Raw genomic sequence first — 23,629 nt, 5'->3', positions numbered from 1 at the left:
CTCCTTATAGCGTCACGGGACTGGACCAGGCCGAGCACCCAGCCGTGCTGCAGGCGCGCACCCAGAACTGCCGCGTGCCGATGCCCGTCCCTGAAACGAAGGTATTGGGGCCGCTGTAGAGCGCACTGCGTGCACCCGTGCCGACCTTCATCTCTACTTCGTAGTAGCTCGCCCCCGGCGTGGGATTCCACTGGACCTGCCAATACGTCACCGGCGGCTGCACTTCCGTGTCCTGATGCTTGTCTCCAGATAGGCCTGTAGGCACGGCCGGGATATACGAGACCACGGTGCTGGCGGTGGCCGAATACGGACCGCAGCCCACGCTGTTGCATGCCACCGCGCGGTAGCCATAAGTGGCCGATGTCCGACCGCTTACGGCCAACGACGTCGCCGCGCCGTTGTACAACCCGCTCCACCCGCCACTGTTGACGGACTCCTGCAACTGATAGCTGGTCGCCCCGCTTACCGCACCCCAGCTGACCGTGTAACTGCCCGTGCCATTGCTGGCAGGCGCCGAGAGCGTGGGCGCGCTGGTGGGCGCATAGATCACCTGAGTAGTGCCGGTACCGGAGGTCGGACCGCAGCCCGCCGCATTACAGGCCGTGACCCGGTAGGCGAAGGTGCCCGCTGCGTGACCGGAATAACTTTGGCTGGTGGCGGCGCCGTTGTAGATCGAAACCCATCCCCCGCCGTTGTCGCTGCGATCCAGCACATAGGCCGTGGCGCCGCCGACGGCCGTCCAGCTGACCGTGAAAGCACCGTTCGCCCCTGTGGCCGGCACAGTCAGCGCAGGCGCACTAGCCGGCGAGTACAGGGACTGCACCGTGGCCGCGGCCGAGACCGGCCCACAACCGGCCGCGTTACAAGCATTGACCCGGAAGCTATAGCTACCCGCGGCTTGCGCAGAATAAGTCTGACTATTGCCCGCACCGCTATAGACGGCCGTCCAACCAGCACCGTTGATGTTTCTCTCCAGCGAGTAGCTCGTAGCAGTCCCCACACCGGTCCAACTGACCGTGAAGTTGCCTTGGGCGCCGATCGAAGGAGCTGTCAACGTCGGCGCCGTACCGGGCGCATGCACGGACTGCACGGTAGCGGTCGCCGAATAAGGACCGCAGCCCGCTGGATTGCAGGCCTGTGCCCGATAGGCATAAGTACCGGCAGGCTGGTTGCTATAAGGCTGGCTTAGGGCAGCACCTGTATAAGCAGCGGTCCATGCGCCAGCATTGACACTGACTTGCAGCTTGTATTCGACCGTCCCCGCGATGGAAGTCCAGCTGACGGTGTAATTGCCGCCCGATGCCGTGGTCGGCACGCTTACATTCGGCGCGGTCGCTGGCGGGAACTGCACGGACACGGGCGAGGTGGCGCTCCAGGCACTGCAGCCGGCATTGAGACACGCCCGTATGCGATACCCGTAATTGCCCGCCGGCTTGCCACTGATGGCGGCGGAAAGACCGGCGCCGCTGTAGACCGCGGTCCAGGCGCCGCCGGATACGGCCTCTTCCAATTGATACCCAGTCGCCCCAGAAGACGAAGTCCAGCTGACCGAATAATTGCCGGTCGTGTTGTAAGCCGGCACGGTCAACAACGGCACCGCCGGTGCGGTCGAATTGACCACACGCGCAACCAGACTGCCGCCGAGATAAACGTGCTGGGTGATGCGCGCCTGGCGCAGATCGTTCTCGTACAACAACTGGCCGGACTGGCTATAGAGGCTTTGCTTGTCGGCATTGGTGCTGTCCAGCACCCGGCGTCCATGGCCGTCATAGGCGTAGGTGCCCTTGCCGGTTGCGGTGCGCAGGCGGTTGCCGTAGTCAAAGATGTAGGCCTGACCATTCTTGTTGGACAGGTTGCCCTGCAAGTCATAGTCCAAGCCAACGATGGTCTGGTTGGCGCTGTCCTTGATATTGACCAGGCGGTTGTTGACATAGACATACTGCGCGTAGTCCTTAGCGCCCGTACGCGTCCACGACACGAGGTTGTCCAGCACGTCGTAAGCGTATTGATGCACCTGCCCGCCGCCAGCTGTCGCGAAAGACGGCGAACTGGCGGTCAACAAGCGATCCAACCCGTCGTAGGTCATCGCGCGATTCCGGCTGGGATCGTTCGAGTCGAGGATGGACTGGACGTTGCCGTTGGCATCGTAGGCGTATTGGTTCGCGAGTACGCCGCCGCTGTCCGCCACTGCGGCGGGGAGCTGACGATCGTTCTGTGCCATTGAGTGGACGATGCCATTGCCGTAGGTGAACTGCTTGATGGCGCCATTGGGGTAGTACTGCACGCCCGTCGCGTATGAGCCCGCCTGTGTGGCCTGACCCAGCGCATTGGGCGCGTAGTCCACCGTCAGGCCTGGGGCACCCACGGCAGCAAGATTGCCGTTGCCGTCATAACCGTAGGCCACATTCAGATCCACGCCAGTCCATTGCAGGCGTTCGCTGGAAAGCAAGCCTCTTCGCTTGTAGCCATAGGTCGTGGTGACGGTGGTTCCGCCAGCGTTGACCGCGGACAAGGCATGCAACTTGCCGTCGGCCTCGTATCCGTAGGTGGTGTTGCCCAAACCATCGGGAAACGACAACGAAGCGACGCGGTTGCGGGCGTCGTACGTACGCGTGGCCTTCCTGGCTAGTACCGCACTGTCCCCACTGTTGCTGCACTGGACCGAGGATGGCAGACCAGCTGCCGACCACGCCAAGTTGCCGGCGCCGTCGTAGCCCATCAGCGTCGCGCCGGTTTCGGGTTCGATGCTTAGGCATAGTTGTTGGTAGCCATCGTAGGCATAGCTGCGCGTCATTAAAAGACTGCCGCCCGCATTGCCACGGGTCAGCGCTGTGGGTTTGCCGAACACATCGCGGCCGATGCTGGTCACGGCGCCTTCGGGATGGGTGATTGCGACCGGCCAATCCGTCGTCGGCGTGTCGTACGCCATGTAGCGCGTGGTGGTTTGCTGAAATTTGGGATTGGTCACCTGTGTCTCAAAGCCGTTTAGGTACTGAGTCAACGTGGTCAGTAGACCCTTGGGATTGCCAGGTGAAATCAGTTCGCTTTCTTGCGAAACCGATGTCACACGACCCAAGGCGTCGTACTCAGTCCAGATGCCCTTGAGAGAGGCGTCGGCGTAGTTGGCCTGTCCGGCAGTGTTCATCGGGTAGGACTGGAATTCCAGTCGACCTTTATTGTCGTAACGCTTGATGACCTCCGTCGTCGTGCCAGGAACGTTGCCCAAGTCCAGCGCCCGCTCGACAACCTGGCGCCACAGCCCGTCGAAATAGCTGATCTTGCGGGCGTTACCCGTACTGATCGTCTGCCGCCAATGGCCTGCCGGAATGCCGTATTCGGCGGTCCCCACTTGCTCTAACGCCAACGTCGTCGGATTCCACGTGATCTGGGGCTGAGTGACTGGATCGTCACAGGCGCCTACCGTAGTTTCCGACGGCTGGAACAACTGCGACAAGCGGCCCATGACATCGTAGCCGTAGCAGCTCTTGTTGCCGCCCTCATCCGTGACCGAGGTAATCCAGCCATTGGGGTTCACTACCGCGGATTGCGTCGCGCCATCGGCAAACTGGATGTTGCGTGGAGTGCCGCGATACCAGTTGGTCAAGGTAATTACATTGTTATTGCCATCCTTGACCGTGGCCACGGTGCCGTCTGCGTTGTAGGTCAGGGTGGTGAGCAGCTTTCCTTGCGCCGAAGTGGTTCCCGGACCGTACTGGCGCAAAGGCGCTGCAGTCGAGGGATCGTAACTCGTTTCCGATACCACTACGTTGGTATTGGCATTAGTGACTTTACTGACCTGGCCCAGCACCCACTTGCCTGGGTTGTCGTAATACTCGGTAACATCGGTGCGACCGAAATTGGTCGTCATTCCTCCAGACCACTTGTCGACCGACAGCGGACGGGCAAAGACATCGAACGTATTCGCTCGATAATTGAAGTTGGCGCCATCCTGAATGACGGTCTTGAGTTTTAAAGGCCGATTGGCGCCCTTGATGCTGGGCGAAGTGCCGGTCCAGTCGTCCACCAACGGAGCGCCCATGCGGTCGGGGAAACCCATGGATGGCAATTCGGCGGTTTGTACGTACGTCAGGTCCGCATGCGAGGCGACCGTCTGCCCGCTGCGCACTTCCTGGGATAGCAATTGGTCTTCGTTGGCGGTTGCGTCGGTGCCATACACGCTAACTTCAACCGTGTTATCTGGGTTGGTGACGGTGGCGGTTCTCTTGCCCTGGATGGGATAGCCATTGGGCGCTACGTTGTAAGTGTCGGCTTGCGCGTACTCCCACTGCATCGGCGCAACCCCTGGCCCGGACAGTATCTTTTTCTTGATGGCCAGCACATCGAAGCGGATGTTGACGTAGGGCTTGTGCCGCCACCAGTTGTTGACCGCCTGAGCACCGTCGGCCTCCTGTGGGCTTCCCTCGTCCGAAAATGCGCAGAAGCCGATGCCGTCGATATTGGTCCTGTAGTGACGCTTGAAGCCGAGCGTGAATTGCCCAATCGCACCAGACGGATGGGTCATGGACAACACCCCTTCCTCGCTGGTGAGCTTGCGCATCATCTGGCATTCGAAAGGAAAGTCGGTGAAGTTGGCATCGGTGAACGGTACGTATCTATTTATGCCCCGCATCGCAGCCGAAGAGAAAGTCCACGCACTATTGTCCGGCTGAGTCACACCGCTCAGATACCCATTCGAATATCCGTAACCCACCGACTGCGTGCCGTTGGTGGCTGATTCGACGGCGCCAGCGGCGTTATAAGCAAGGGTGATCTGGCGGCCATCATTGGCAACGACGGAGGTCAGCTTGCCGCCCGTCCAGTTGTAGTCCACATAGTTTCCGAAGCGATCTTGGATACGCGAAACGTACAGACGGATCTGGCTTCGGGTCATGGTCTCCAGATGATGGGTAGGGCGTTGAAACTGATAGGTTGTGACAACCATCTGACTCAACGGCCTTTCTCGATAGTTCACCATCCAGTCGAAATAGTATTTGTTGCCATCCGGACTCAGTCCCACGAACCCTTCGCCCGCCTGCCCGCTTTTCAGCGTCGATAGGCAGTTGAAACGCCAATGGGATTCCGTCGTAAGCAGCGTTTGCGGTGTGGCACTGGGCTGCGGCAGCGGCGTACCCGCGATGCGGGTCGACAAGGATTGCTCCCCCTGGCCAGGCACATATAGGGAAATACCACCCCAGAAACTGAAATTCTCGAAATATGCGCCATTTATATTTACGACTTTCGGCGCGTACTGAGCATTGCTGGCAGGCGAAGTGCAACGAGCATTGGGGGTGGCCGTATCGACCGTCCAACCTTCTGTGTTGGAATACGTACCGGAAAGATAGGGGACGTCCAGTTCCCACTCGCCAAACGCGAAATCCTTCCACAAATCCATGTCGTTCGCGTGCGTGGGCGACTTGTTGCCATCGACTACCAGGCGCCGGGTCAAAGCCACAGGCAGCGCGCTATTGCCGGGAAGGGACAGATCTGTCTGGCTGAAACTGATTCCGCCGGTGGAAAGGTTGATGCTCTCGCCAAACATCCCGTCGTTCAGTGGGCCGAACGTTTCCTGTTGATGCATGTACGGGTTCAGCGATTTTTCGCCGTATTCAACCGCAATTTGTGCCGACACTTCAGAAGAAAAGACGGCGCACGCCAAAGCGGCCACCGACAAGCCACGAACCAAGAATCCCACGTCAAATTCCTTTGCGGCCTTGCCGGCCGAGCCCCTTTCCTATTCCCCGCAATCCCCATTTCCCTGCGGAGCACCCGCACCCTGTATAGACCTGACAAGGGCGGAATTCAAGCCATTCTGATTGAAGAGAGAGAACTCACAATTTCTCACTCCCTAGCGCGCACAAGAAACACCAATAGCATTTCCGCACAAGCTCGATTTCTTGCAAAAAAACGGGCCGAAGCCCGTCTTCCCCCTATCACCACCTCACGCCTTCCGCGCGTGCCAAAGCTTCAGCAATTCCGCTTCCTTCTCGCGAGTGATGCCTGCGTGCAGCGTCGCCTGGCGATCGGCCGGCAGGCTGCGAAACCAGGCCATCAGATCGGTGACGGTGGTCGTTAGTGGGCGATAAGTGAGGCCCGCAGCCACCGCGCGCGCGTTGCTGACCTGTCCATAGCCCGCATACGGCCCGCTCTTGGCCGATACCCAGATCGGCAACTCCTCGACCTTCTGCTCTTCCAGAAATTCCGGAGTGACGTGCGTATACGTCGGCTTGCCGCCGGTGGCGGTCTGGCAACCTTGCAGCATCGCGTCCATGGTTAGCGTTTTTTCCGGACCGACGGCGTTGAACACACCGTAGGTGCTGGCTTCGGCCAGCCGGATCATCCATTCGCCAAGATCGCGGCCATCGATGATCTGTACCGGGTCGGAGCCATCGCCCGGCACCAGCATCTCGCCGCCCTGCGCAACGCGATGCGGCCAATAGGTGAAACGATCGGTCTCGTCGCGTGGCCCGACGATGTAACCGGGACGCACGATGGTCGTGCGCTCGCCGAACTGCTTACGCACCTCGGCTTCGCTGAGCGCCTTCAGCGGGCCATACAGATTCTCGATGTCGGCGCGCAGATTTTCCTGCGTTTCGGCCATCGCATCCTTGCCCTTGTACTGTGCCAGCGGCGCGTCTTCGCCGATGCCCGGCTTGCTGCCGTCGGCATAGACCGAAATCGTGGAGATGAAAAGATAGTGGGCGACATTGCCCTTCAGCACCGCACCGGCATCGCGCACCCAGAACGGCAGGCTGGTCGGGTTGTCGATGCACACATCCCACTTGCGCCCTTCCAGCGCTTTCAGATCGCCAGTATTGCGGTCGCCATGCAACTGTTCGACCTCGCCGGACCATTCCGGCGACGGCCGCTTGCCGCGATTGAACAGCGTCACCTTGTGCCCACGCGCCAGCGCGTAGTCGACCTGGAACGGACCGGTGAAGCCGGTTCCGCCCAGGATGAGGATATTCAACGGTTTGGCGGCCCGACCCACGGCTCCGGACTGCGCCCACGCCAAAGTAGGCAAAGTCGCGGCAGCAGCGGCAAGCGCGCTGAGTTTGAGTAGATCACGGCGGCTGGTCATGGAAGAACTCCCTGGCTGACGGTGATGAAGCGAGCAGCCTTCATAACACCGTGCCGCGACCCGCGCCTATGGCAAAAGTAGGGGGAGATCGTAGGGTGGACCTCGGCCCACCATTGCCGTGTATCAGATTGCTACGATGCAGGAACGAAGAGAACCGCAGCAAGGGCTTCTGGGGACTCGCATCAACCCAAGGATCGTCATCCCGGCGAACGCCGGGACCCAAGCCGGCGCGCGCGTGAAGTTGGGTCCCGGCATTCGCCGGGATGACGGCCCAATGGTGGGTCGGTCTGCTTCAGCATCAGGCAAAGAAAAAGCGGGCCGAAGCCCGCTTTTTCTTCAACATCTCGCAATAGCGCGACGGCTTATTCGGCCGCGACGCCCTCGCCTTCTTCCACGGCCTTCATCGACAGGCGGATACGGCCCTGCTTGTCGACTTCCAGCACCTTGACCTTGACGATGTCGCCTTCCTTCAACACGTCGCTGACCTTCTCGACGCGGTCGCTGGAGATCTGCGACACGTGGACCAGACCGTCCTTGCCCGGAGCGATGGTGACGAACGCACCGAAGTCCATCAGCTTGGCGACCTTGCCCTCGTAGATGCGGCCCGGCTCGACGTCGGAGGTGATCTGTTCGATGCGCGCCTTCGCGGCCTGACCGGCGGCGCCGTTGACCGAAGCGATGGTGATGGTGCCGTCGTCCTGGATGTCGATCTGCGTGCCGGTTTCCTTGGTGATGGCCTGGATCACCGAACCGCCCTTGCCGATCACTTCGCGGATCTTGTCGGGGTGGATCTTGATGGTGATCAGGCGCGGCGCGAATTCGCTCAGCTCCTGGCGCGGCGCGGTCATCGCGCTGGCCATCTCGCCGAGGATGTGCAGACGGCCGGCCTTAGCCTGCGACAACGCCTGCTTCATGATTTCCTCGGTGATGCCTTCGATCTTGATGTCCATCTGCAGCGCGGACACGCCGTTCTGGGTACCGGCCACCTTGAAGTCCATGTCGCCCAGGTGATCTTCGTCACCCAGGATGTCGGAGAGCACGACGAAGTCGTTGCCTTCCTTGACCAGACCCATGGCGATACCGGCGACGGGCGCGGTGATCGGCACGCCGGCATCCATCAGCGCCAGCGAGCTGCCGCAGACCGAAGCCATCGAGGAGGAACCATTGGACTCGGTGATTTCCGAGACCACGCGGATGGTGTACGGGAAGGCTTCCATGGTCGGCATCACCGCCAGCACACCGCGCTTGGCGAGGCGGCCGTGGCCGATTTCGCGACGCTTCGGGCCCATCATGCGGCCGGCTTCGCCCACCGAATACGGGGGGAAGTTGTAGTGAAACAGGAAGTGGTCCTTGTACTCGCCGGAAACGGCGTCGATGACCTGACCGTCACGGGCGGTGCCCAGGGTGACGGCGACTATCGCCTGCGTTTCACCGCGGGTGAACAGCGAGGAACCATGCACACGCGGCAGCACGCTGACCTTGGAGCTGATCGGGCGCACGGTGTCCAGCGCACGGCCATCGATGCGGACCTTGGAAGCCAGCACCGAACCACGCATGGTCTGGTATTCCAGCTCGCCGAATTCCTTCGACAGATCGCCGGCGCTCCAGCCATCGGCTTCGGCGCGGCCGGCCAGACCCTGGAACACGTCCTTCTTGATCGCGGCGATGGCGTCGCGGCGCTGCAGCTTGTCGCGCACCTGGAAGGCGGATTCGAGCTGGGTGCCGACGGCTTCCTTCAGGGCGGAGATCAGCGCGTCTTTCTTGGCCGGGGCCGACCATTCCCAGTTCTTGGTGCCGGCTTCGGTGACCAGCTCGTTGATGATGTTGATGACCTTCTGCATCTCGCGATGGCCGAACATCACCGCGCCCAGCATCACGTCTTCCGACAGCTCGGCGGCTTCGGATTCGACCATCAGCACGGCGTTGGAGGTACCGGCGACGACGAGTTCCAGCTTGGAATCCTTCAGCTCGCTGACGGTCGGGTTGAGCACGTACTCACCGTTGATGTAACCGACCTTGGCCGCGCCGATCGGACCGTTGAACGGCGCGCCGGTCAGGGCCACGGCGGCGGAGGCGCCGATCAGGGCCGGAATGTCGCCGTCGATTTCCGGGTTCAGCGACATCACCGTGGCGATGACCTGCACTTCATTGCGGAATTCTTCCGGGAACAGCGGACGCAGCGGACGGTCGATCAGGCGCGAGATCAGGGTTTCCTTCTCCGTGGCGCGGCCTTCGCGCTTGAAGAAGCCGCCCGGGATGCGGCCACCGGCGTAGAAACGCTCCTGGTAGTCGACGGTCAGCGGGAAGAAGTCCTGGCCTTCGCGCGCGTTCTTGGCGGCGACTGCGGAAACCAGCAGCACGGTGTCGTCGAACTTGACGATGACGGCGCCGCCGGCCTGGCGGGCGATCTCGCCGGTTTCCAGGGTGACCTGGTGTTTGCCGTACTGGAAGGTCTTGGTAATTTTTGCCACGTTTGATTCCTTGGTGATGCGCTATCGGTTGAACCGGATGCGACCCTTGCCGCACGCGGATGGCCGGGTTGGTCCGGCCGAGTGTTGCGATGTTTGGCGATGTTGGAAACTTTTTCCGCCGGGACATTTTCCGCCCCGGAAATGCAAACCGCGGCGCATCACTGCGCCGCGGTCGGTATTGGGTTTAGCGACGCAGGCCGAGTTTCTCGATCAGGGTCTTGTAGCGCTCGCCGTCCTTCTTTTTCAGATAGTCGAGCAGGCTGCGGCGGCGGTTCACGAGCTGAAGCAGGCCACGGCGGCTGTGGTGGTCTTTCTTGTGGGTCTTGAAGTGGCCGCTGAGCTGTTCGATGCGGGCGGTGATCAGGGCGACCTGGACTTCCGGGGAACCGGTGTCGGCGGGACCGCGCTTGTTATCTTCAATGACTTTCTGGGTATCGATGGGCATGTGCTTTTTTCTCTTGAGATGCGTGGCCTGCAGGAACGCGCTGGATCCCAGGATTAGGGATGCGGTGCGCACCGCGGACTCGCCGTTTACGATGGGATGTTGCGAGTGCGATCAGTGATGATCGAGGATGCCGAAAAGGCCGCGGCATTGTAGTCGCCGAAGCCTTGCAAAACAAGGTTTTACTGCGCCGGCGCTGGATTTCCGGCCGGCTCGGGCCAGTTGAACAGGCGCTGCGGGGCCAACACCCTGCCCTCGTCCAACTGGGCCAGGCCCAGCACCCGCCCGTCGGCGGCATAGACGGCGCACGGCCCCACGGAGCCGGGAATCCCCGGCAGACGCTGGCCCTGGCTGAAGCGGCGGGCCGCCTCGTCGGTCAAGTCGATGCGGCGGAAACCGATCAGGCCGGCGTCCAGCGGCAGCAGACAGGCATCCAGACTGCGTTCGTCGCGCTGGGCCAGGGCCTGCAGCGCCTCGAGCGTCCACATGCGCGGCTCGCGGAACGGCTCCACCCACAGGCGGCGCAGCTCCACCACATGCGCGCCACAGCCCAGCAGCTCGCCCAGGTCGCGCACCAGACTGCGCACATAGGTGCCGGAACCGCATTCCACCTGCAGCCGCAGCAGCGGCTCGTCGCCGTCCAGCAGGTCGGCAGCCGACTGCAATTCGAAACGGTGGACCTCGATCGCGCGCGGTTCCACTTCCACGATCTCGCCACGCCGGGCTTTGGCGTACAGCGGTTCGCCGCCGCGCTTGAGGGCCGAATAAATGGGGGGACGTTGCTGGATGCGACCGGTGAGCTGGCGCAGCGCCGCGTCGATCTGCGGCAGCGTGTACTTCTGCACCGGACGTTCGCGCAGCGGCTGGCCTTCGGCGTCGTCGGTATCGGTGGTGATGCCCAGGCGCGCGACCGTGTCGTAGGCCTTGCGCGCGCCCAGTAGATTGCCGGCGATTTTGGTGGCCTCGCCGAAGCACAGCGGCAACAGGCCGGTGGCCAGCGGATCCAGACTGCCGGTATGCCCGCCCTTCTGCGCGCGGAACAGGAAACGCGCCCGCTGCAAAGCCTGGTTGGAGCTCAGCCCTTGCGGCTTATCCAGCAACAGGATGCCGTCGAGGCGGCGGAATTTGACCTTGGGCTGCATGGCGGCGGGAAGCATAGCTTCCCTTCTCCCTCCGGGAGAAGGTGCCCGGAGGGCGGATGAGGGAATGGACTATCAGTTGCAGTGCAGCTTACGTGACTCGGAATTCTCCCTCCCTCATCCGGCGCTGCGCGCCACCTTCTCCCGGAGGGAGAAGGAACAGCATCACTCGTCTTCGTCCACCGGCGGCGGCGGCAGATCGCGCAACAGGTTCTCGATGCGCTCGCCGCGGTCCACGGAATCGTCGTAGTGGAAATGCAGTTCGGGCACGTGGCGCAATTTCATCGCCTTGCCCAGCTGGTAGCGAATCTGCGGCGAAAGCTCCTTCAGATCCTTCACCGCTTCGGCCGAACGCTCCTGCATCAACGCGGTGACGAACACCTTGGCGTGGGCCAGGTCACGGGTGACTTCCACATCGGACACACTAACCGACGGCAAGCCGTGTTCGCGCACGAACTCGTGCACCAGCTTGCCCAGTTCGCGGCGGAGCTGGGCGGAAACGCGGTCGCTGCGGTGGAATGATTTGATTGGCATTGGAAAAGCTTCCCGGTTGTGGGTCGAAGGTCGCCGGCTGCTGGAGAGGCTCCAGGAACCGACGCCCTACAACCACGAACCCGTTACAGCGTGCGCTGCACTTCGATGCGCTCGAAGCACTCGATCTGGTCGCCCGGCTGCACATCGTTGTACTGCTTCACGCCGATGCCGCACTCGGTGCCGTTGCGCACTTCGTCCACGTTTTCCTTGAAGCGGCGCAGCGATTCCAGTTCGCCTTCGAACACCACCGTGCTGTCGCGCAGCACGCGGATCGGCTTGTTGCGCTTGACCGTGCCCTCCACGACCATGCAACCGGCGACCGCGCCGAACTTGGAACTGCGGAACACGTCGCGGACTTCGGCGATACCGATGATCTCTTCGCGGATCTCCACGCCCAGCAGACCGGAAGCCACTTGCTTCACCTGGTCGATCACGTCGTAGATGATCGAGAAGTAGCGCAGATCGATGCCGTTGGATTCGACGATGCGGCGCGCGGCCGCATCGGCACGGACATTGAAGCCGATCATGGTGGCCTTGGAGGTCAGCGCCGAATTGGCGTCGGACTCGGTGATGCCGCCCACGCCGGAGTGGATGATGTTGATCCGGATCATGTCGTTGGACAACGCCACCAGCGACTGCTTCAGCGCTTCCACCGAACCCTGTACGTCGGCCTTGATGACCAGGTTCAGGACCAGTTGGCCCTCGCCCTTGCCCAGCTGCGACATGATGTCTTCCATGCGGCTGCCGGCGGACTGCACCAGGCGCGACTCGCGGCGCTTGATGTCGCGCTGCTGGGCCACGTCCTTGGCCAGACGTTCGTCGGCGACGACGACGAAATCGTCGCCCGCATCCGGCACGCCCGACAGGCCGAGCACCTGCACCGGAATCGACGGACCGGCTTCGGCCGGTTGGCCGCCGGTTTCGTCGAACAGTGCGCGCACGCGTCCGTACTGGGTACCGCAGACCAGATAATCGCCCTTCTTCAGCTGGCCCTGTTGCACGAGCACTGTGGCGACGGGGCCACGGCCCTTGTCCAGCGAAGACTCGATGACCACGCCACTGGCGCGGCCTGTGGGCGCAGCCTTCAGCTCCAGCACTTCGGCCTGCAACAGGATCGAATCCAGCAGGTTGTCGACGCCGGCGCCAGTCTTGGCCGAGACCTCGACAAACTGTGTGTCGCCGCCGAACTCTTCCGCCACCACGTCGTGGGTCAGGAACTCGTTCTTCACGCGACCCGGATCGGCATCGCTCTTGTCCATCTTGTTGACCGCCACGATCAGCGGCACGTTGGCCGCCTTGGCCAGCTTCACCGCTTCGATGGTCTGCGGCATGACGCCGTCGTCGGCGGCCACCACCAGCACCACGATGTCGGTGAGCTTGGCGCCGCGGGCGCGCATCTGGGTGAAGGCGGCATGGCCCGGCGTATCCAGGAAGCTGATGACGCCCTTGCCGGTTTCGACGTGGTACGCGCCGATGTGCTGGGTGATGCCGCCGGCTTCGCTATTGGCGACTTTGGTGCGGCGGATGTAATCCAGCAGCGAGGTCTTGCCGTGATCGACGTGACCCATGATGGTGACCACCGGTGGACGCGGCGATTGCTCGCCCTGGTCGGTTTCGCTGTGGGCGATCAGGTGGTCCTCGACGTCGCCGCTGTCGGCGCGCACCACGTTGTGGCCGAGTTCTTCGGTCACCAGCGCGGCGGTGTCGTGGTCGATGCTCTGGGTGATGGTTGCCATGACGCCCATCTTGAACAGCGCCTTGACCACGTCGCCGCCCTTGAGCGCGAGCTTCTGCGCCAGGTCGGCCACGGTGATGGTCTCGCCGATGGCCACGTCGCGCACGACCGGTGCGGTCGGACGCTCGAAGCCATGGGTGCCGGTGCCGCCACGCGATTGTTCCTGACGGCGCGGCTTGGGCTTGCCGCGGGTGGTCGTGCGGCGGGCGCGATCGGCGGCGGAAAGATGCAGCTGCCCCGCGAAACGCTGGGTGCTGTCGTCGTCTTCCACACCGGCGACCATCGCGTGCGAGCCGCGGGTCTTGTGCTTGCTGGCGGGAGTGGCGTTGCGGTCGTCGACCCGCGGCGGATCCTTGCGCACCGGCGGCTTGGGCACATGGTGTCCGCTGGGCTTGGCCGGTCGCGCGGTGGTGGTATCGTCGTCGGTGGACGCAACGCCGGTGGCGGCGGCGACTGCTTCGGCTTCGGCCTGCAGGCGTTCGGCTTCGGCCTTGAGGCGTACCGCCTCTTCTTCCAGGCGCAGACGCTCGCGCTCATCGGCGCGTTTCTTGTCGGTCTCGGCCAAGCGCTGCTGTTCTTCCAGATTGCGCTGGTTGGATTCCTGCAGCTTGCGCAGCGCATCAGCGCGCTCGTCGCTGGGCGGCGCTTCGACCTCATCGCTCTTGATGTAGGTGCGCTTCTGGCGCACTTCCACGTTGACCGTGGTCTTGGTGCGGCCGGCGGCGACCGTCACTTCCTGCACCTTGCGGCGATTGAGCGTGATCTTCTTCGGCGCAGCGTCGTCCTCGGCGGGCTTGTCGGCCTTGCCATGGGTGCGGCGCAGGAAGCCGAGCAGTTTCATCTTCTCGGTGCTGGTCACAGGCTGATCGGGACCGCTGAAGCTCATGCCGGCCTCGGCCAGTTGCTCAAGCAGTTTCTCGACCGGCGTATTGACCAGTTCGGCAAGCTTGCGGATGGTGGTTTGCTGCGTCATTCGGATCCTGTGACCTTCGTATGCGTCCCCCGCCTATTGCGAAGGGAACGCGGATTCTAGCCCTGTATTCTGCAGGGCGGCGTTCATTGCCGGCTCATTCGCCGCATTCCAGACGTGCCAGCGTGGCATTCATTCGCCACGCTCCAGACGAGCAATCTCCTCGGCGCGGGCCGCCAGGATCAGCGCCTTGGCGCGATCCTCGTCCAGCCCTTCGATGCCGAATTCGACGATCTCGTCCGTGCTCAGGTCGGAAAGATCCTCGCTGGTGCGCACGCCATGCCCGGCCAGCGCATAGGCGGTTTCATCGTCCATGCCTTCCAGGGCCAGCAGGTCTTCCGCCGGCTGGTTCTCGTCGACTTCCTCTTCCTCGGCCAGGGCCTCGTTGAGCAACGCGTCGCGGGCACGGGCGCGCAGTTCCTCGACGATATCCTCGTCGAAGCCCTCCACCGCCAACAGCTCGCCGACCGGCACGTAGGCGATTTCCTCGACCGTGTTGAAGCCTTCAGCCACCAGGATGGCCGCGATTTCCTCGTCCACCTCGAGCTTGTCCACGAACAGCTGACGGGCGACTGCCTGCTCGGCCTCGGACTTGGCCGAGACCTGATCCTGGGTCATCACATTCAGCTGCCAACCGGTCAGGCGGCTGGCCAGGCGTACGTTCTGGCCGCCCTTGCCGATGGCCTGGGCCAGGCGATCTTCAGCCACGGCCAGATCCATGGAGTGCTTTTCTTCATCGACGATGATCGACTGCACTTCCGCCGGCGCCATCGCGTTGATGACGAAATTGGCGGCGCTGTCGTTCCACAGCACGATGTCCACGCGCTCGCCATTGAGCTCGTTGGAAACCGCCTGCACGCGCGAACCGCGCATGCCGATACAGGCGCCGATAGGGTCGGTGCGGGTGTCGTGCGCCAGCACCGCGATCTTGGCGCGGTCGCCGGGGTCGCGTGCGCAGGCCTTGATCTCGACCAGACCTTGGCCCACTTCCGGCACTTCCAGCTTGAACAGTTCGATCATGAATTCCGGGGCGGCGCGGCTGATGAACAGCTGCGGGCCGCGCGGCTCGGTGCGCACGTCGAACAGGTAGCCGCGCACGCGGTCGCCGGCGCGCAGGGTGTCGCGCGGGATGCCCTTGTCTTTGGGGATGAAGGCTTCGGCGTTGCCGCCCAGGTCCACGTAGATATTGCCGCGTTCGGCGCGCTTGACGATGCCGGTGACCAGCTCGCCGATGCGGTCCTTCCATGCGTCCACGACCTGGGCGCGCTCGGCCTCGCGCACGCGCTGCACGATGACCTGCTTGGCGGCCTGCGCGGCGATGCGTCCGAAATCGGGGTTCTCGATCTGTTCTTCCACGTAGTCGCCCACTTCGGCGCCATCGCTTTCGTCCAGGGCGTCCATCAGACGGATCTGGAAGTCGGGGGACTCCATGACCACGTCGTCGGCCACCACTTCCCAGCGGCGGAAAGTCTCGTACTCGCCGGTCTTGTGGTCGATGGTCACGCGGGTCAGCACTTCCTGGTCTGGATAGCGCTTCTTCGCCGCCGACGCCAGCGCGGCCTCGATGGCATCGAAGATCACTTCGCGCGGCACGCCCTTTTCGTTGGCGACCGCATCCACTACCAGCAACAATTCCTTACTCATCGTTTACTCCGCGCGCGGCCGCTTGGCCGCCGGTTGGTTGGGTTTTGCCTGGCCCGGTTGCTTGGGGGCCGGTTTCTTGGAAGCCGATTTCCTGGCCGGTTTTTTCTTGGTCGCTTTCTTCGCCGCCTTCTTCACTGGCGCTGTCTTCTTCGTTGCCGCGTTGGCCGCAGCCGGCTTGGCCGGGCCGGCTTTCTTAGGCTGCGGCGCGAAACCCAGCGCCACCCAGTCGGGCATGATTCTGGCCTTGTCCACGTTCTCGAACGCCACGGTCATCTCGGCGTTGTCGACTTGAAACACGATATTGCCGCCCTCGATGCGGACGATCTGGCCCTGCAGTCGGCGGCGCCCGTCCTGCGGCAATCGCAGCACCACCTTGGCCGACTCGCCCTGGTGACGGGCGAACTGCGCCAGCGTAAACAAAGGGCGCTCGATACCGGGTGAGGATACTTCCAGCGTGTAGTTGCCGGTGATCGGATCCTCGACATCGAGCTGGGCGGAAACCTCGCGGCTCACCGCTTCGCAATCCTCGATATTGACCACACGCGTGGCCAGCTCGGCCTCGGTCACGTCGATATACAGGCGCAAGGTGGCGCTGCCCGGCGCGGGCAGGTACTCGGCGCCCAGCAACTCCAGGCCCAGGGCCTGCACTGTGGGGGACAGCAGGTTCGCGATTTGTTTTGCCTTGTCGCTCACGTGATGACGGTTTGCCAAAAGGGAGAAAAAGTAACGGCCCAAAAAGTGACGGCCCGGAAACAACAAAGGGCCCTGATGGGCCCCTTGTCCGATACTGCTGGATTCCGGTGTGGAGGCGGGAACATTCGCCTTCACTAGCCCAGGCCTTGGTCGGTAAAAAAGCCTCTGCAAGAGACTTTCCATCGAACCGAAAAGCTTGGTAGCGGGGGCAGGATTTGAACCTGCGACCTTCGGGTTATGAGCCCGACGAGCTGCCAGACTGCTCCACCCCGCATCAGAAGCGGAATTATGGTGACTCGAACCTTTTATTGCAAGCCCGCATCGCCGCGAGGTTCAGCCAGCGAAGGCCTGCTGGCACCACGCCATGATCGGATTCCAGAAGATTCCCAGCACCAGCAGCGCCAGCGCATTGACGCCGAACACCACCGGAACCACGCGGTCGCCTCGCACCGGCGGAAGCTCGCCGACGGGCTCATCGAAGTACATCACCTTGATCACGCGCAGATAGTAGTAACCGCCGATCACAGCGCAGACGACGCCCAGCACGGCCAGCCACACCAACCCTCCCTCCAGTGCCGCGCCCAGCACCACCAGCTTGGCCCAGAAACCCAGGAAAGGCGGTACGCCGGCCAGCGAAGCCATCACGCACAACACCAATCCGGCCTGCCATGGATTCCGCGCATTCAGGCCCTTGAAGTCGTCGATCTTGTCGGCTTCGAAACCTTGACGCGACAACACGATGATGGCGCCGAACGCCGCGGCCGACATCACCGCGTAGCTGATGCCGTAGAACAGCGAGGCCGCATAACCGCGCGCTTCGCCGCCGGCCAGACCCAACAGCAGGAAACCCACGTGCGAGACCGTCGAATAGGCCAGCATGCGCTTGAGGTTGGTCTGCGCGATGGCGATCACGTTGCCGATCACCAGCGAAGCGGCGGCGAGCCCGGCGAGCATCAGGTGCCACTGCTCGGACATCGGGCCCACGCCGTTTTCCAGCAGCCGATAGGCCATGCCGAAGGCGGCGAGCTTGGGACCAGCGCTGATGAATAAAGTTATCGGCGTCGGCGCGCCCTGATAAACGTCGGGCAGCCACATATGAAAAGGAGCAGCGCCCAGCTTGAACGCCAGTCCGGCGACCAGGAACACGACGCCGGTCAGCAACAGGGCCTTGTCGGCGACCTGATCGGAGGCAGCGTGGATACCGGCGAGGTCCAACGTGCCGGTCGCGCCATAGACCAACGACATGCCGTACAGCAGCAACCCCGAAGCGAGCGAGCCGAGCACGATGTACTTCATGCCCGCTTCGGTGGAAAGACCGTTGTCGCGGTCCAGCGCAACCAGCGCATAGGAACACAGCGCCAGCAATTCCAGCCCCAGGTAGACCAGGACCATGTTGCCCGCCGACACCAGCATCATCATGCCGGCCGTGGCGAACAAGATGAGCACCGGCACTTCGCCCGGATAGAGTTTGCGCTCGCGCAGGTACGGCCAGGCATAGAGCAGCGACAGCGCGCTGACTCCCAGGATCACCACCTTGCTGACATCGGCCATCACATCGCGCACGAACATGCCGCCGAACACGGTGCCCTGCCCGCCCGTGCCGCAGGCGATCATCGCCAGCACGCCGGCCAGCAAAGCCAACGCCAGGGCGTGAGTGATCACGCGGCGATTGGCGTCCAGAAACAAGTCCAGCATCAGCAGCGCGAAAGCGCCCCCGATCAGCACCAGCTCGGGCAGCAGCGGCATCAGGTCGGCGGTGGCGGCGGATAACGTCGGCGTGGTCATCATTCTTCCTTACAGCTTGCTGTTGGCGAGCTGCATCGCCAGTTGTGCGATCGACGGCTCCATGAGGTCGGTCAGCGGCTTCGGCCAGACGCCGATCGCCAGCACGCCCAAGGCGAACACACCCAGCACCAGTATTTCCCGACCGTTGAGGTCCTTCATTTCCGCCACGTGTGCGTTAGCCACTTCGCCATACATCACGCGCTTCACCAACCACAACGTGTAGGCCGCGCCGATGATCAAGGTAGAGGCCGCGGTCAGCGCAAGATAGGGATGCTTCTGGAAGCTGGCCACGATGACCATGAATTCGCCGACGAAACCGCTGGTGCCCGGCAGACCGGCGTTGGCCATGCCGAAGAATACGAACAGCAGCGCGAACCACGGCATCACGTTGGCCACGCCGCCGTAGTCGCGGATCATGCGCGTATGCATCCGGTCGTACAGCACGCCCACGCAGGAGAACATGGCGCCGGAAACGAAGCCGTGCGAGATCATCTGCACCATCGCGCCCTGCAGGCCCAGACGAGCGCCGTCCAGGTTGCCGTAATCGCGGATGAGACCGAATGCGACGAAGATGCCCAGCGTCACGAAGCCCATGTGCGAGACCGACGAATAAGCGATCAGCTTCTTCATATCGTCTTGCACCAGCGCCACCAGACCCACGTAGACAACGCCGATCAGCGATAGCGCGATCACCAGCCAGGCCCATTCGTGGCCGGCGTCGGGAAGGATCGGCAGGGTGAATCGCAGGAAACCGTAGCCGCCGATCTTCAGCATGATCGCCGCCAGGATCACCGAACCGGCGGTCGGCGCCTCCACGTGCGCGTCAGGCAACCAAGTGTGCACCGGGAACATCGGCACCTTGACCGCGAAGGCGACTAGGAAGGCGAAAAACAGCCAGGTCTGCTCCTTGGCGTTGAGCGACAACTGGTACAGGTCCGCGAACTGGAAGCTGCCGCCTTTCAGATACAGATAGATCAATCCCACCAGCATCAGCACCGAGCCGAGGAAGGTGTACAGGAAGAACTTGACCGAAGCGTAGATGCGGCGCGGCCCGCCCCAGACGCCGATGATCAGGAACATCGGGATCAGCATGGCCTCGAAAAATACGTAGAACAGCATCGCGTCAGTGGCGCAGAACACGCCGATCATCATGCCTTCCAGGAACAGGAAGGCCGCCACGTACTGACTGACGCGTTTCTCGATCACCGTCCATGCGCCGATCAGCGCCAGCGCGGTGGTCAGCGTGGTCAGCACGATCAGAGCGATGGAAATGCCGTCGGCGCCCAGGTTGTAGCCGATGTCGTAAGCCGGAATCCAGGCGTGCGCTTCGACGAACTGCATGCCCGGATCGGCCGAATTTATACCGGTCAGCAGGCCGATGCTGGCCACGAAGGTCAGCAGCGCCACGCCCAACGCGGTCCAGCGCGCGGCGCTCGGGCGGGCATTGCCCAGCGCGAGGATCAGCGCGCCGCCCAGCATGGGCAGCCAGATCAATACACTCAATAAAGGCCAGTTCGACACGTGTTCTTAATCCGTCAGTTCAACGCCGCGGCGTTCATTGCCAAAACCGGATGAGTACGGCCAGGAGTGCAATCAGGCCGAGGATCATCGCGAAGGCGTAGTGGTAGAGGAAACCCGATTGGGTGCGTCGCAACAGATTGGCTGCCATGTCGACCAGCTTGGCGCTGCCGTTGACCGCCACGCCATCGATCACCTTGCTGTCGATGGCGCGCGACAGATCGCCCAAGGCCACGCCGCCGCCGGCGAAACCGCCGATCCACAAGGTGTCCATCCAGTATTTCTTGTCGAGGATATTGGCCAGGAAGGCACCGACCTTGCTGTGGCGCATGCGCGCCGGCAGTTCCGGCGACGCGAAGACGTACAACCCTGTCGCCGCCAGGAAGCCCGCCAGCGCCAGCCAGAACGGCGGGGTCTTCAGGCCGTGCACGACGAATTCCACTGGGCCGTGGAACTCTTCCTTCAGCGCCATCACCGTGTCGCGCGCCGGGTCCATGAAATCGATCGCGCCACTGAAGAAGGTGAGCGCCTGTCCAGGGACCGAAGACGCCGCGTGATGGCCCATCCAGTCGGTGCCGAACAGCATGGGACCGATGGTGAAGAAGCCGATCGCTACGGAAGGAATCGCCAGGAGAATCAACGGAACGGTCACGACCCACGGAGATTCATGGGGCTCATGGGCGCCATGACCATGATCATCGTGCGCGTGGTCGTCATGCGCATGCGCCGCGTGGCCGTGGCCATGGTCGTCGTGAGCATCACGGAAGCGCTCCTTGCCGTGGAAGGTCAGGTACAGCAGGCGGAAGCTGTAGAAGCTGGTCACGAACACGCCACCCAGCACCGCCCAGTAGCCGTAGGTGGCGATCCAGTTGTTGGCTTCGTGCGCGTGGTGCGCCGCGGCTTCGATGATGGTGTCCTTCGAATAGAAGCCTGAGAAGAATGGCGTACCCACCAGCGCCAGCGTGCCGATCCACATGGTGATGAAGGTGATCGGCATGTACTTGCGCAGACCGCCCATCTTGCGCATGTCCTGCTCATGGTGCAGGGCGATGATCACCGAGCCCGCGCCCAGGAACAGCAGCGCCTTGAAGAAGGCGTGGGTCATCAGGTGGAAGATCGCGGCCGAATACGCCGACACGCCCAGCGCCACCGTCATGTAGCCCAGCTGCGACAGCGTGGAATAAGCGACCACGCGCTTGATGTCGTTCTGCACGATGCCGATCAGGCCGGTGAAGAAGGCCGTGGTGGCGCCGATGAACAAGACGAAGTTGAGCGCCGTCTCCGACATTTCGAACAGCGGCGACATGCGCGCCACCATGAAGATGCCGGCGGTGACCATGGTCGCGGCGTGGATCAGCGCCGAAATCGGCGTCGGGCCTTCCATCGAGTCCGGTAGCCAGACATGCAGCGGCACCTGCGCGGATTTGCCCATCGCGCCGATGAACAGGCAGATGCAGATGATCGTGGCCACGCTCCACGGATGCCCGGCGATCACCTGCGCGGTGACGCCTTTCAGCATCGGCGCATTGGCGAACACCGTGGCGTAATCCAGCGTGCCGAACCAGAACAGCACCGCCGCGATGCCCAGCAGAAAGCCGAAATCGCCGACGCGGTTGACCAGGAAGGCCTTGAGATTGGCGAAGATCGCGCTAGGACGCTTGAACCAGAAACCGATCAGCAAGTACGACACTAGGCCCACCGCTTCCCAGCCGAAGAACAACTGCAGGAAGTTGTTGCTCATCACCAGCATCAGCATGGAGAAGGTGAACAACGAGATGTAGCTGAAGAACCGCTGGTAACCCGGATCGTCGGCCATGTAGCCGATGGTGTAGACATGCACCAGCAGCGAGACGAAGGTCACCACCACCATCATCATCGCGGTCAGCTTGTCGATCATGAAACCGACATGCCCGGAATAGTTGCCGATCTGGAAGAAGGTATAGACGTTCTCGTTGAACGGCGCTGCGCCCCCGACCAACTGGTAAAGCACCCAGCCCGACAATGCGCAGCTGACCGCCACACCCAGGATGGTGACCCAATGTGCGCCTGCGCGGCCCACCTGGCGCCCGAACAGGCCGGCCACGATGCTTCCCAGCAATGGCGCTAGTACGATCGCCAGCAGCACGTTCTTGGAGATGATGATTTCCAGACCCGTCATCGGTGCATCAGCCTTTCAAGGTATCGACTTCGGTCACGTTGATCGTGCGCCGGGTACGGAACAGGGTGACCAGAATGGCCAGACCGATCGCGGCTTCCGCAGCGGCCACGGTCAGGATGAAGAACACGAAGATCTGCCCGTCGGGATCGCCGAACTGGCGCGAAAAGGCGATGAAATTGATGTTCACCGCCAGCAGCATGAGCTCGATCGACATCAGCAGCACGATGATGTTCTTGCGGTTGAGGAAGATGCCGGCGACGCTGATGCAGAACAGCACCGCGCCGAGCGCGAGCAAATGGCCCAGAGCGATCATGGCTTAACCTCCGGTTCGGCCGGCGGCGGCACGATCAGGGTCTCGCGCACCGGGTTTTCCACCGCCACATCGACCATGCGCAGGCGATCGGCGGCTTTGACCCGTGATTGTTCGGCCGGATTCTGGGTCTTGCTGCCTTCGCGTTTGCGCAAGGTCAGCATCACCGCCGCGATCACCGCCACGGTCAGGATCACCGCGGCGAATTCGAACGGCAGCAGGAACTTGGTGAACAGCGTGCGCGCCAGCCATGCCGTGTTGGAGACATCCGCCGCTTCCGATGCCGCGTTGGCCGCGTACGGCGTGACCAGCTTGGCCTTGAATCCGATCAAGGCCAGGATCTCCAACAGCATGACCACCGCCACCAACAAACCGACCGGCAGGTAACGCACCCAACCCTCGCGGAGCTTGACGATATCGATATCCAGCATCATCACCACGAACAGGAACAGCACCATCACCGCGCCTACGTAGACCAGGATCAGCGCCACGCCCAGGAACTCCGCGCCCACCAGCAGCCAGATGCAGGCGATGGAGAAGAACGTCAGGATCAGGCACAGCACCGCATGCACCGGGTTGCGTACGCTGATCACGCCGCCGGCGGCGACGACCGCGACGGCTGCGAATGCGTAGAAGGAAGCGAGCAACAGATCCATCGTGACCTCAGCGAAAGGCGGCGTCGGCAGCGCGGCGCTCGGCGATCTCGGTTTCGAACCGGTCCCCGATCGCCAGCAACTGCGGCTTGGTGACGATGTTCTCGCCACGGTTTTCGAAGTGGTACTCCAGGATGTGGGTTTCCACGATGGAATCCACTGGGCAGCTTTCCTCGCAAAAACCGCAGTAGATGCACTTGAACAGGTCGATGTCGTAGCGCGTGGTGCGGCGGGTGCCGTCCTCGCGCTTTTCCGAATCGATGGTGATGGCCAGCGCCGGACACACCGCTTCGCACAGCTTGCAGGCGATGCAGCGTTCCTCGCCGTTCGGGTAGCGGCGCAACGCGTGCAGTCCGCGGAAGCGCGGCGACTGCGGGAACTTCTCCATCGGGTACATCACCGTGTACTTCGGCTTGAAGGTGTACTTCAAGGTCAGCCAAAGTCCCTGCATAAGCTCCAGCAGCATCAGGCTCTTGAAGTAGTGGGCAACTTTATTCAT

At 62.6% G+C, this 23,629-nt stretch carries 15 protein-coding genes and 1 tRNA gene; all 16 read right to left on the bottom strand.

What is annotated here, in order from left to right; translation table 11 throughout:
* Window positions 1–4: 4 nt before the first annotated feature.
* Window positions 5–5,578, bottom strand: coding sequence for an RHS repeat protein (locus AC1DTQ_RS01705; protein ID WP_477847443.1), 5,574 nt, complete (start codon window positions 5,576–5,578; stop codon window positions 5–7).
* Window positions 5,579–5,938: 360 nt separating this feature from the next.
* Window positions 5,939–7,078 carry an NAD-dependent epimerase/dehydratase family protein gene (locus AC1DTQ_RS01700; RefSeq protein WP_477847442.1) on the bottom strand — a complete coding sequence of 380 codons (1,140 nt, stop codon included), beginning with the start codon at window positions 7,076–7,078 and terminating at the stop codon, window positions 5,939–5,941.
* Window positions 7,079–7,440: 362 nt separating this feature from the next.
* Complete coding sequence (gene pnp / locus AC1DTQ_RS01695; RefSeq protein ID WP_477847441.1) at window positions 7,441–9,549, bottom strand: polyribonucleotide nucleotidyltransferase; 2,109 nt, start codon at window positions 9,547–9,549, stop codon at window positions 7,441–7,443.
* A 184-nt stretch (window positions 9,550–9,733) separates the two neighbouring features.
* A complete protein-coding gene (gene rpsO / locus AC1DTQ_RS01690) occupies window positions 9,734–9,994 on the bottom strand; it encodes a 30S ribosomal protein S15 (RefSeq protein WP_093280407.1) in 261 nt (86 codons plus the stop codon).
* Between the two features lie 179 nt (window positions 9,995–10,173).
* Window positions 10,174–11,133 (bottom strand): tRNA pseudouridine(55) synthase TruB, encoded by a 960-nt coding sequence (truB, locus tag AC1DTQ_RS01685; RefSeq protein WP_477848342.1) that lies wholly within the window; start codon window positions 11,131–11,133, stop codon window positions 10,174–10,176.
* A gap of 162 nt (window positions 11,134–11,295) precedes the next feature.
* Window positions 11,296–11,664 (bottom strand): 30S ribosome-binding factor RbfA, encoded by a 369-nt coding sequence (gene rbfA, locus AC1DTQ_RS01680; protein WP_477847440.1) that lies wholly within the window; start codon window positions 11,662–11,664, stop codon window positions 11,296–11,298.
* Window positions 11,665–11,747: 83 nt separating this feature from the next.
* Entirely contained in the window at window positions 11,748–14,372 is a 2,625-nt protein-coding gene (gene infB, locus AC1DTQ_RS01675; RefSeq protein WP_477847438.1) for a translation initiation factor IF-2, read from the bottom strand.
* Window positions 14,373–14,501: 129 nt separating this feature from the next.
* Window positions 14,502–16,013: a transcription termination factor NusA gene (nusA, locus tag AC1DTQ_RS01670; protein WP_310090302.1), complete on the bottom strand. Its 1,512-nt coding sequence runs from the start codon at window positions 16,011–16,013 to the stop codon at window positions 14,502–14,504.
* A gap of 3 nt (window positions 16,014–16,016) precedes the next feature.
* Entirely contained in the window at window positions 16,017–16,706 is a 690-nt protein-coding gene (gene rimP, locus AC1DTQ_RS01665; protein WP_477847437.1) for a ribosome maturation factor RimP, read from the bottom strand.
* Window positions 16,707–16,903: 197 nt separating this feature from the next.
* Window positions 16,904–16,980: transfer RNA gene (locus tag AC1DTQ_RS01660), tRNA-Met, on the bottom strand.
* A gap of 59 nt (window positions 16,981–17,039) precedes the next feature.
* A complete protein-coding gene (nuoN, locus tag AC1DTQ_RS01655) occupies window positions 17,040–18,491 on the bottom strand; it encodes an NADH-quinone oxidoreductase subunit NuoN (RefSeq protein WP_477847436.1) in 1,452 nt (483 codons plus the stop codon).
* A gap of 9 nt (window positions 18,492–18,500) precedes the next feature.
* Complete coding sequence (locus AC1DTQ_RS01650) at window positions 18,501–20,012, bottom strand: NADH-quinone oxidoreductase subunit M (protein WP_477847435.1); 1,512 nt, start codon at window positions 20,010–20,012, stop codon at window positions 18,501–18,503.
* A gap of 34 nt (window positions 20,013–20,046) precedes the next feature.
* Window positions 20,047–22,158 carry an NADH-quinone oxidoreductase subunit L gene (nuoL, locus tag AC1DTQ_RS01645; protein ID WP_477848341.1) on the bottom strand — a complete coding sequence of 704 codons (2,112 nt, stop codon included), beginning with the start codon at window positions 22,156–22,158 and terminating at the stop codon, window positions 20,047–20,049.
* A gap of 16 nt (window positions 22,159–22,174) precedes the next feature.
* The gene (gene nuoK, locus AC1DTQ_RS01640) at window positions 22,175–22,480 is read right to left on the bottom strand and encodes an NADH-quinone oxidoreductase subunit NuoK (RefSeq protein ID WP_310090299.1); all 306 of its coding nucleotides are present in this window, start codon (window positions 22,478–22,480) and stop codon (window positions 22,175–22,177) included.
* Window positions 22,477–23,133 (bottom strand): NADH-quinone oxidoreductase subunit J, encoded by a 657-nt coding sequence (locus tag AC1DTQ_RS01635; RefSeq protein WP_477847433.1) that lies wholly within the window; start codon window positions 23,131–23,133, stop codon window positions 22,477–22,479. Before AC1DTQ_RS01635 ends, nuoK begins: the two co-directional genes overlap by 4 nt.
* Before the next feature lie 7 nt (window positions 23,134–23,140).
* Window positions 23,141–23,629, bottom strand: coding sequence for an NADH-quinone oxidoreductase subunit NuoI (nuoI, locus tag AC1DTQ_RS01630; RefSeq protein ID WP_477847431.1), 489 nt, complete (start codon window positions 23,627–23,629; stop codon window positions 23,141–23,143).

This window comes from Pseudoxanthomonas sp. P4_B2, from assembly GCF_056402315.1.
Note: the sequence above shows the minus strand (reverse complement) of the source record. Positions and strands in the feature narration are given on the sequence as shown.

Excerpts from the sequence above, each read along its gene's own strand:
- AC1DTQ_RS01705 (WP_477847443.1), bottom strand. The coding sequence starts at position 5,578 with ATGCATCAACAGGAAACGTTCGGCCCACTGAACGACGGGATGTTTGGC.
- AC1DTQ_RS01700 (WP_477847442.1), bottom strand. The coding sequence starts at position 7,078 with ATGACCAGCCGCCGTGATCTACTCAAACTCAGCGCGCTTGCCGCTGCT.
- rpsO (WP_093280407.1), bottom strand. The coding sequence starts at position 9,994 with ATGCCCATCGATACCCAGAAAGTCATTGAAGATAACAAGCGCGGTCCC.
- truB (WP_477848342.1), bottom strand. The coding sequence starts at position 11,133 with ATGCAGCCCAAGGTCAAATTCCGCCGCCTCGACGGCATCCTGTTGCTG.
- rbfA (WP_477847440.1), bottom strand. The coding sequence starts at position 11,664 with ATGCCAATCAAATCATTCCACCGCAGCGACCGCGTTTCCGCCCAGCTC.
- infB (WP_477847438.1), bottom strand. The coding sequence starts at position 14,372 with ATGACGCAGCAAACCACCATCCGCAAGCTTGCCGAACTGGTCAATACG.
- nusA (WP_310090302.1), bottom strand. The coding sequence starts at position 16,013 with ATGAGTAAGGAATTGTTGCTGGTAGTGGATGCGGTCGCCAACGAAAAG.
- nuoN (WP_477847436.1), bottom strand. The coding sequence starts at position 18,491 with ATGACCACGCCGACGTTATCCGCCGCCACCGCCGACCTGATGCCGCTG.
- nuoK (WP_310090299.1), bottom strand. The coding sequence starts at position 22,480 with ATGATCGCTCTGGGCCATTTGCTCGCGCTCGGCGCGGTGCTGTTCTGC.
- AC1DTQ_RS01635 (WP_477847433.1), bottom strand. The coding sequence starts at position 23,133 with ATGGATCTGTTGCTCGCTTCCTTCTACGCATTCGCAGCCGTCGCGGTC.
- nuoI (WP_477847431.1), bottom strand. The coding sequence starts at position 23,629 with ATGAATAAAGTTGCCCACTACTTCAAGAGCCTGATGCTGCTGGAGCTT.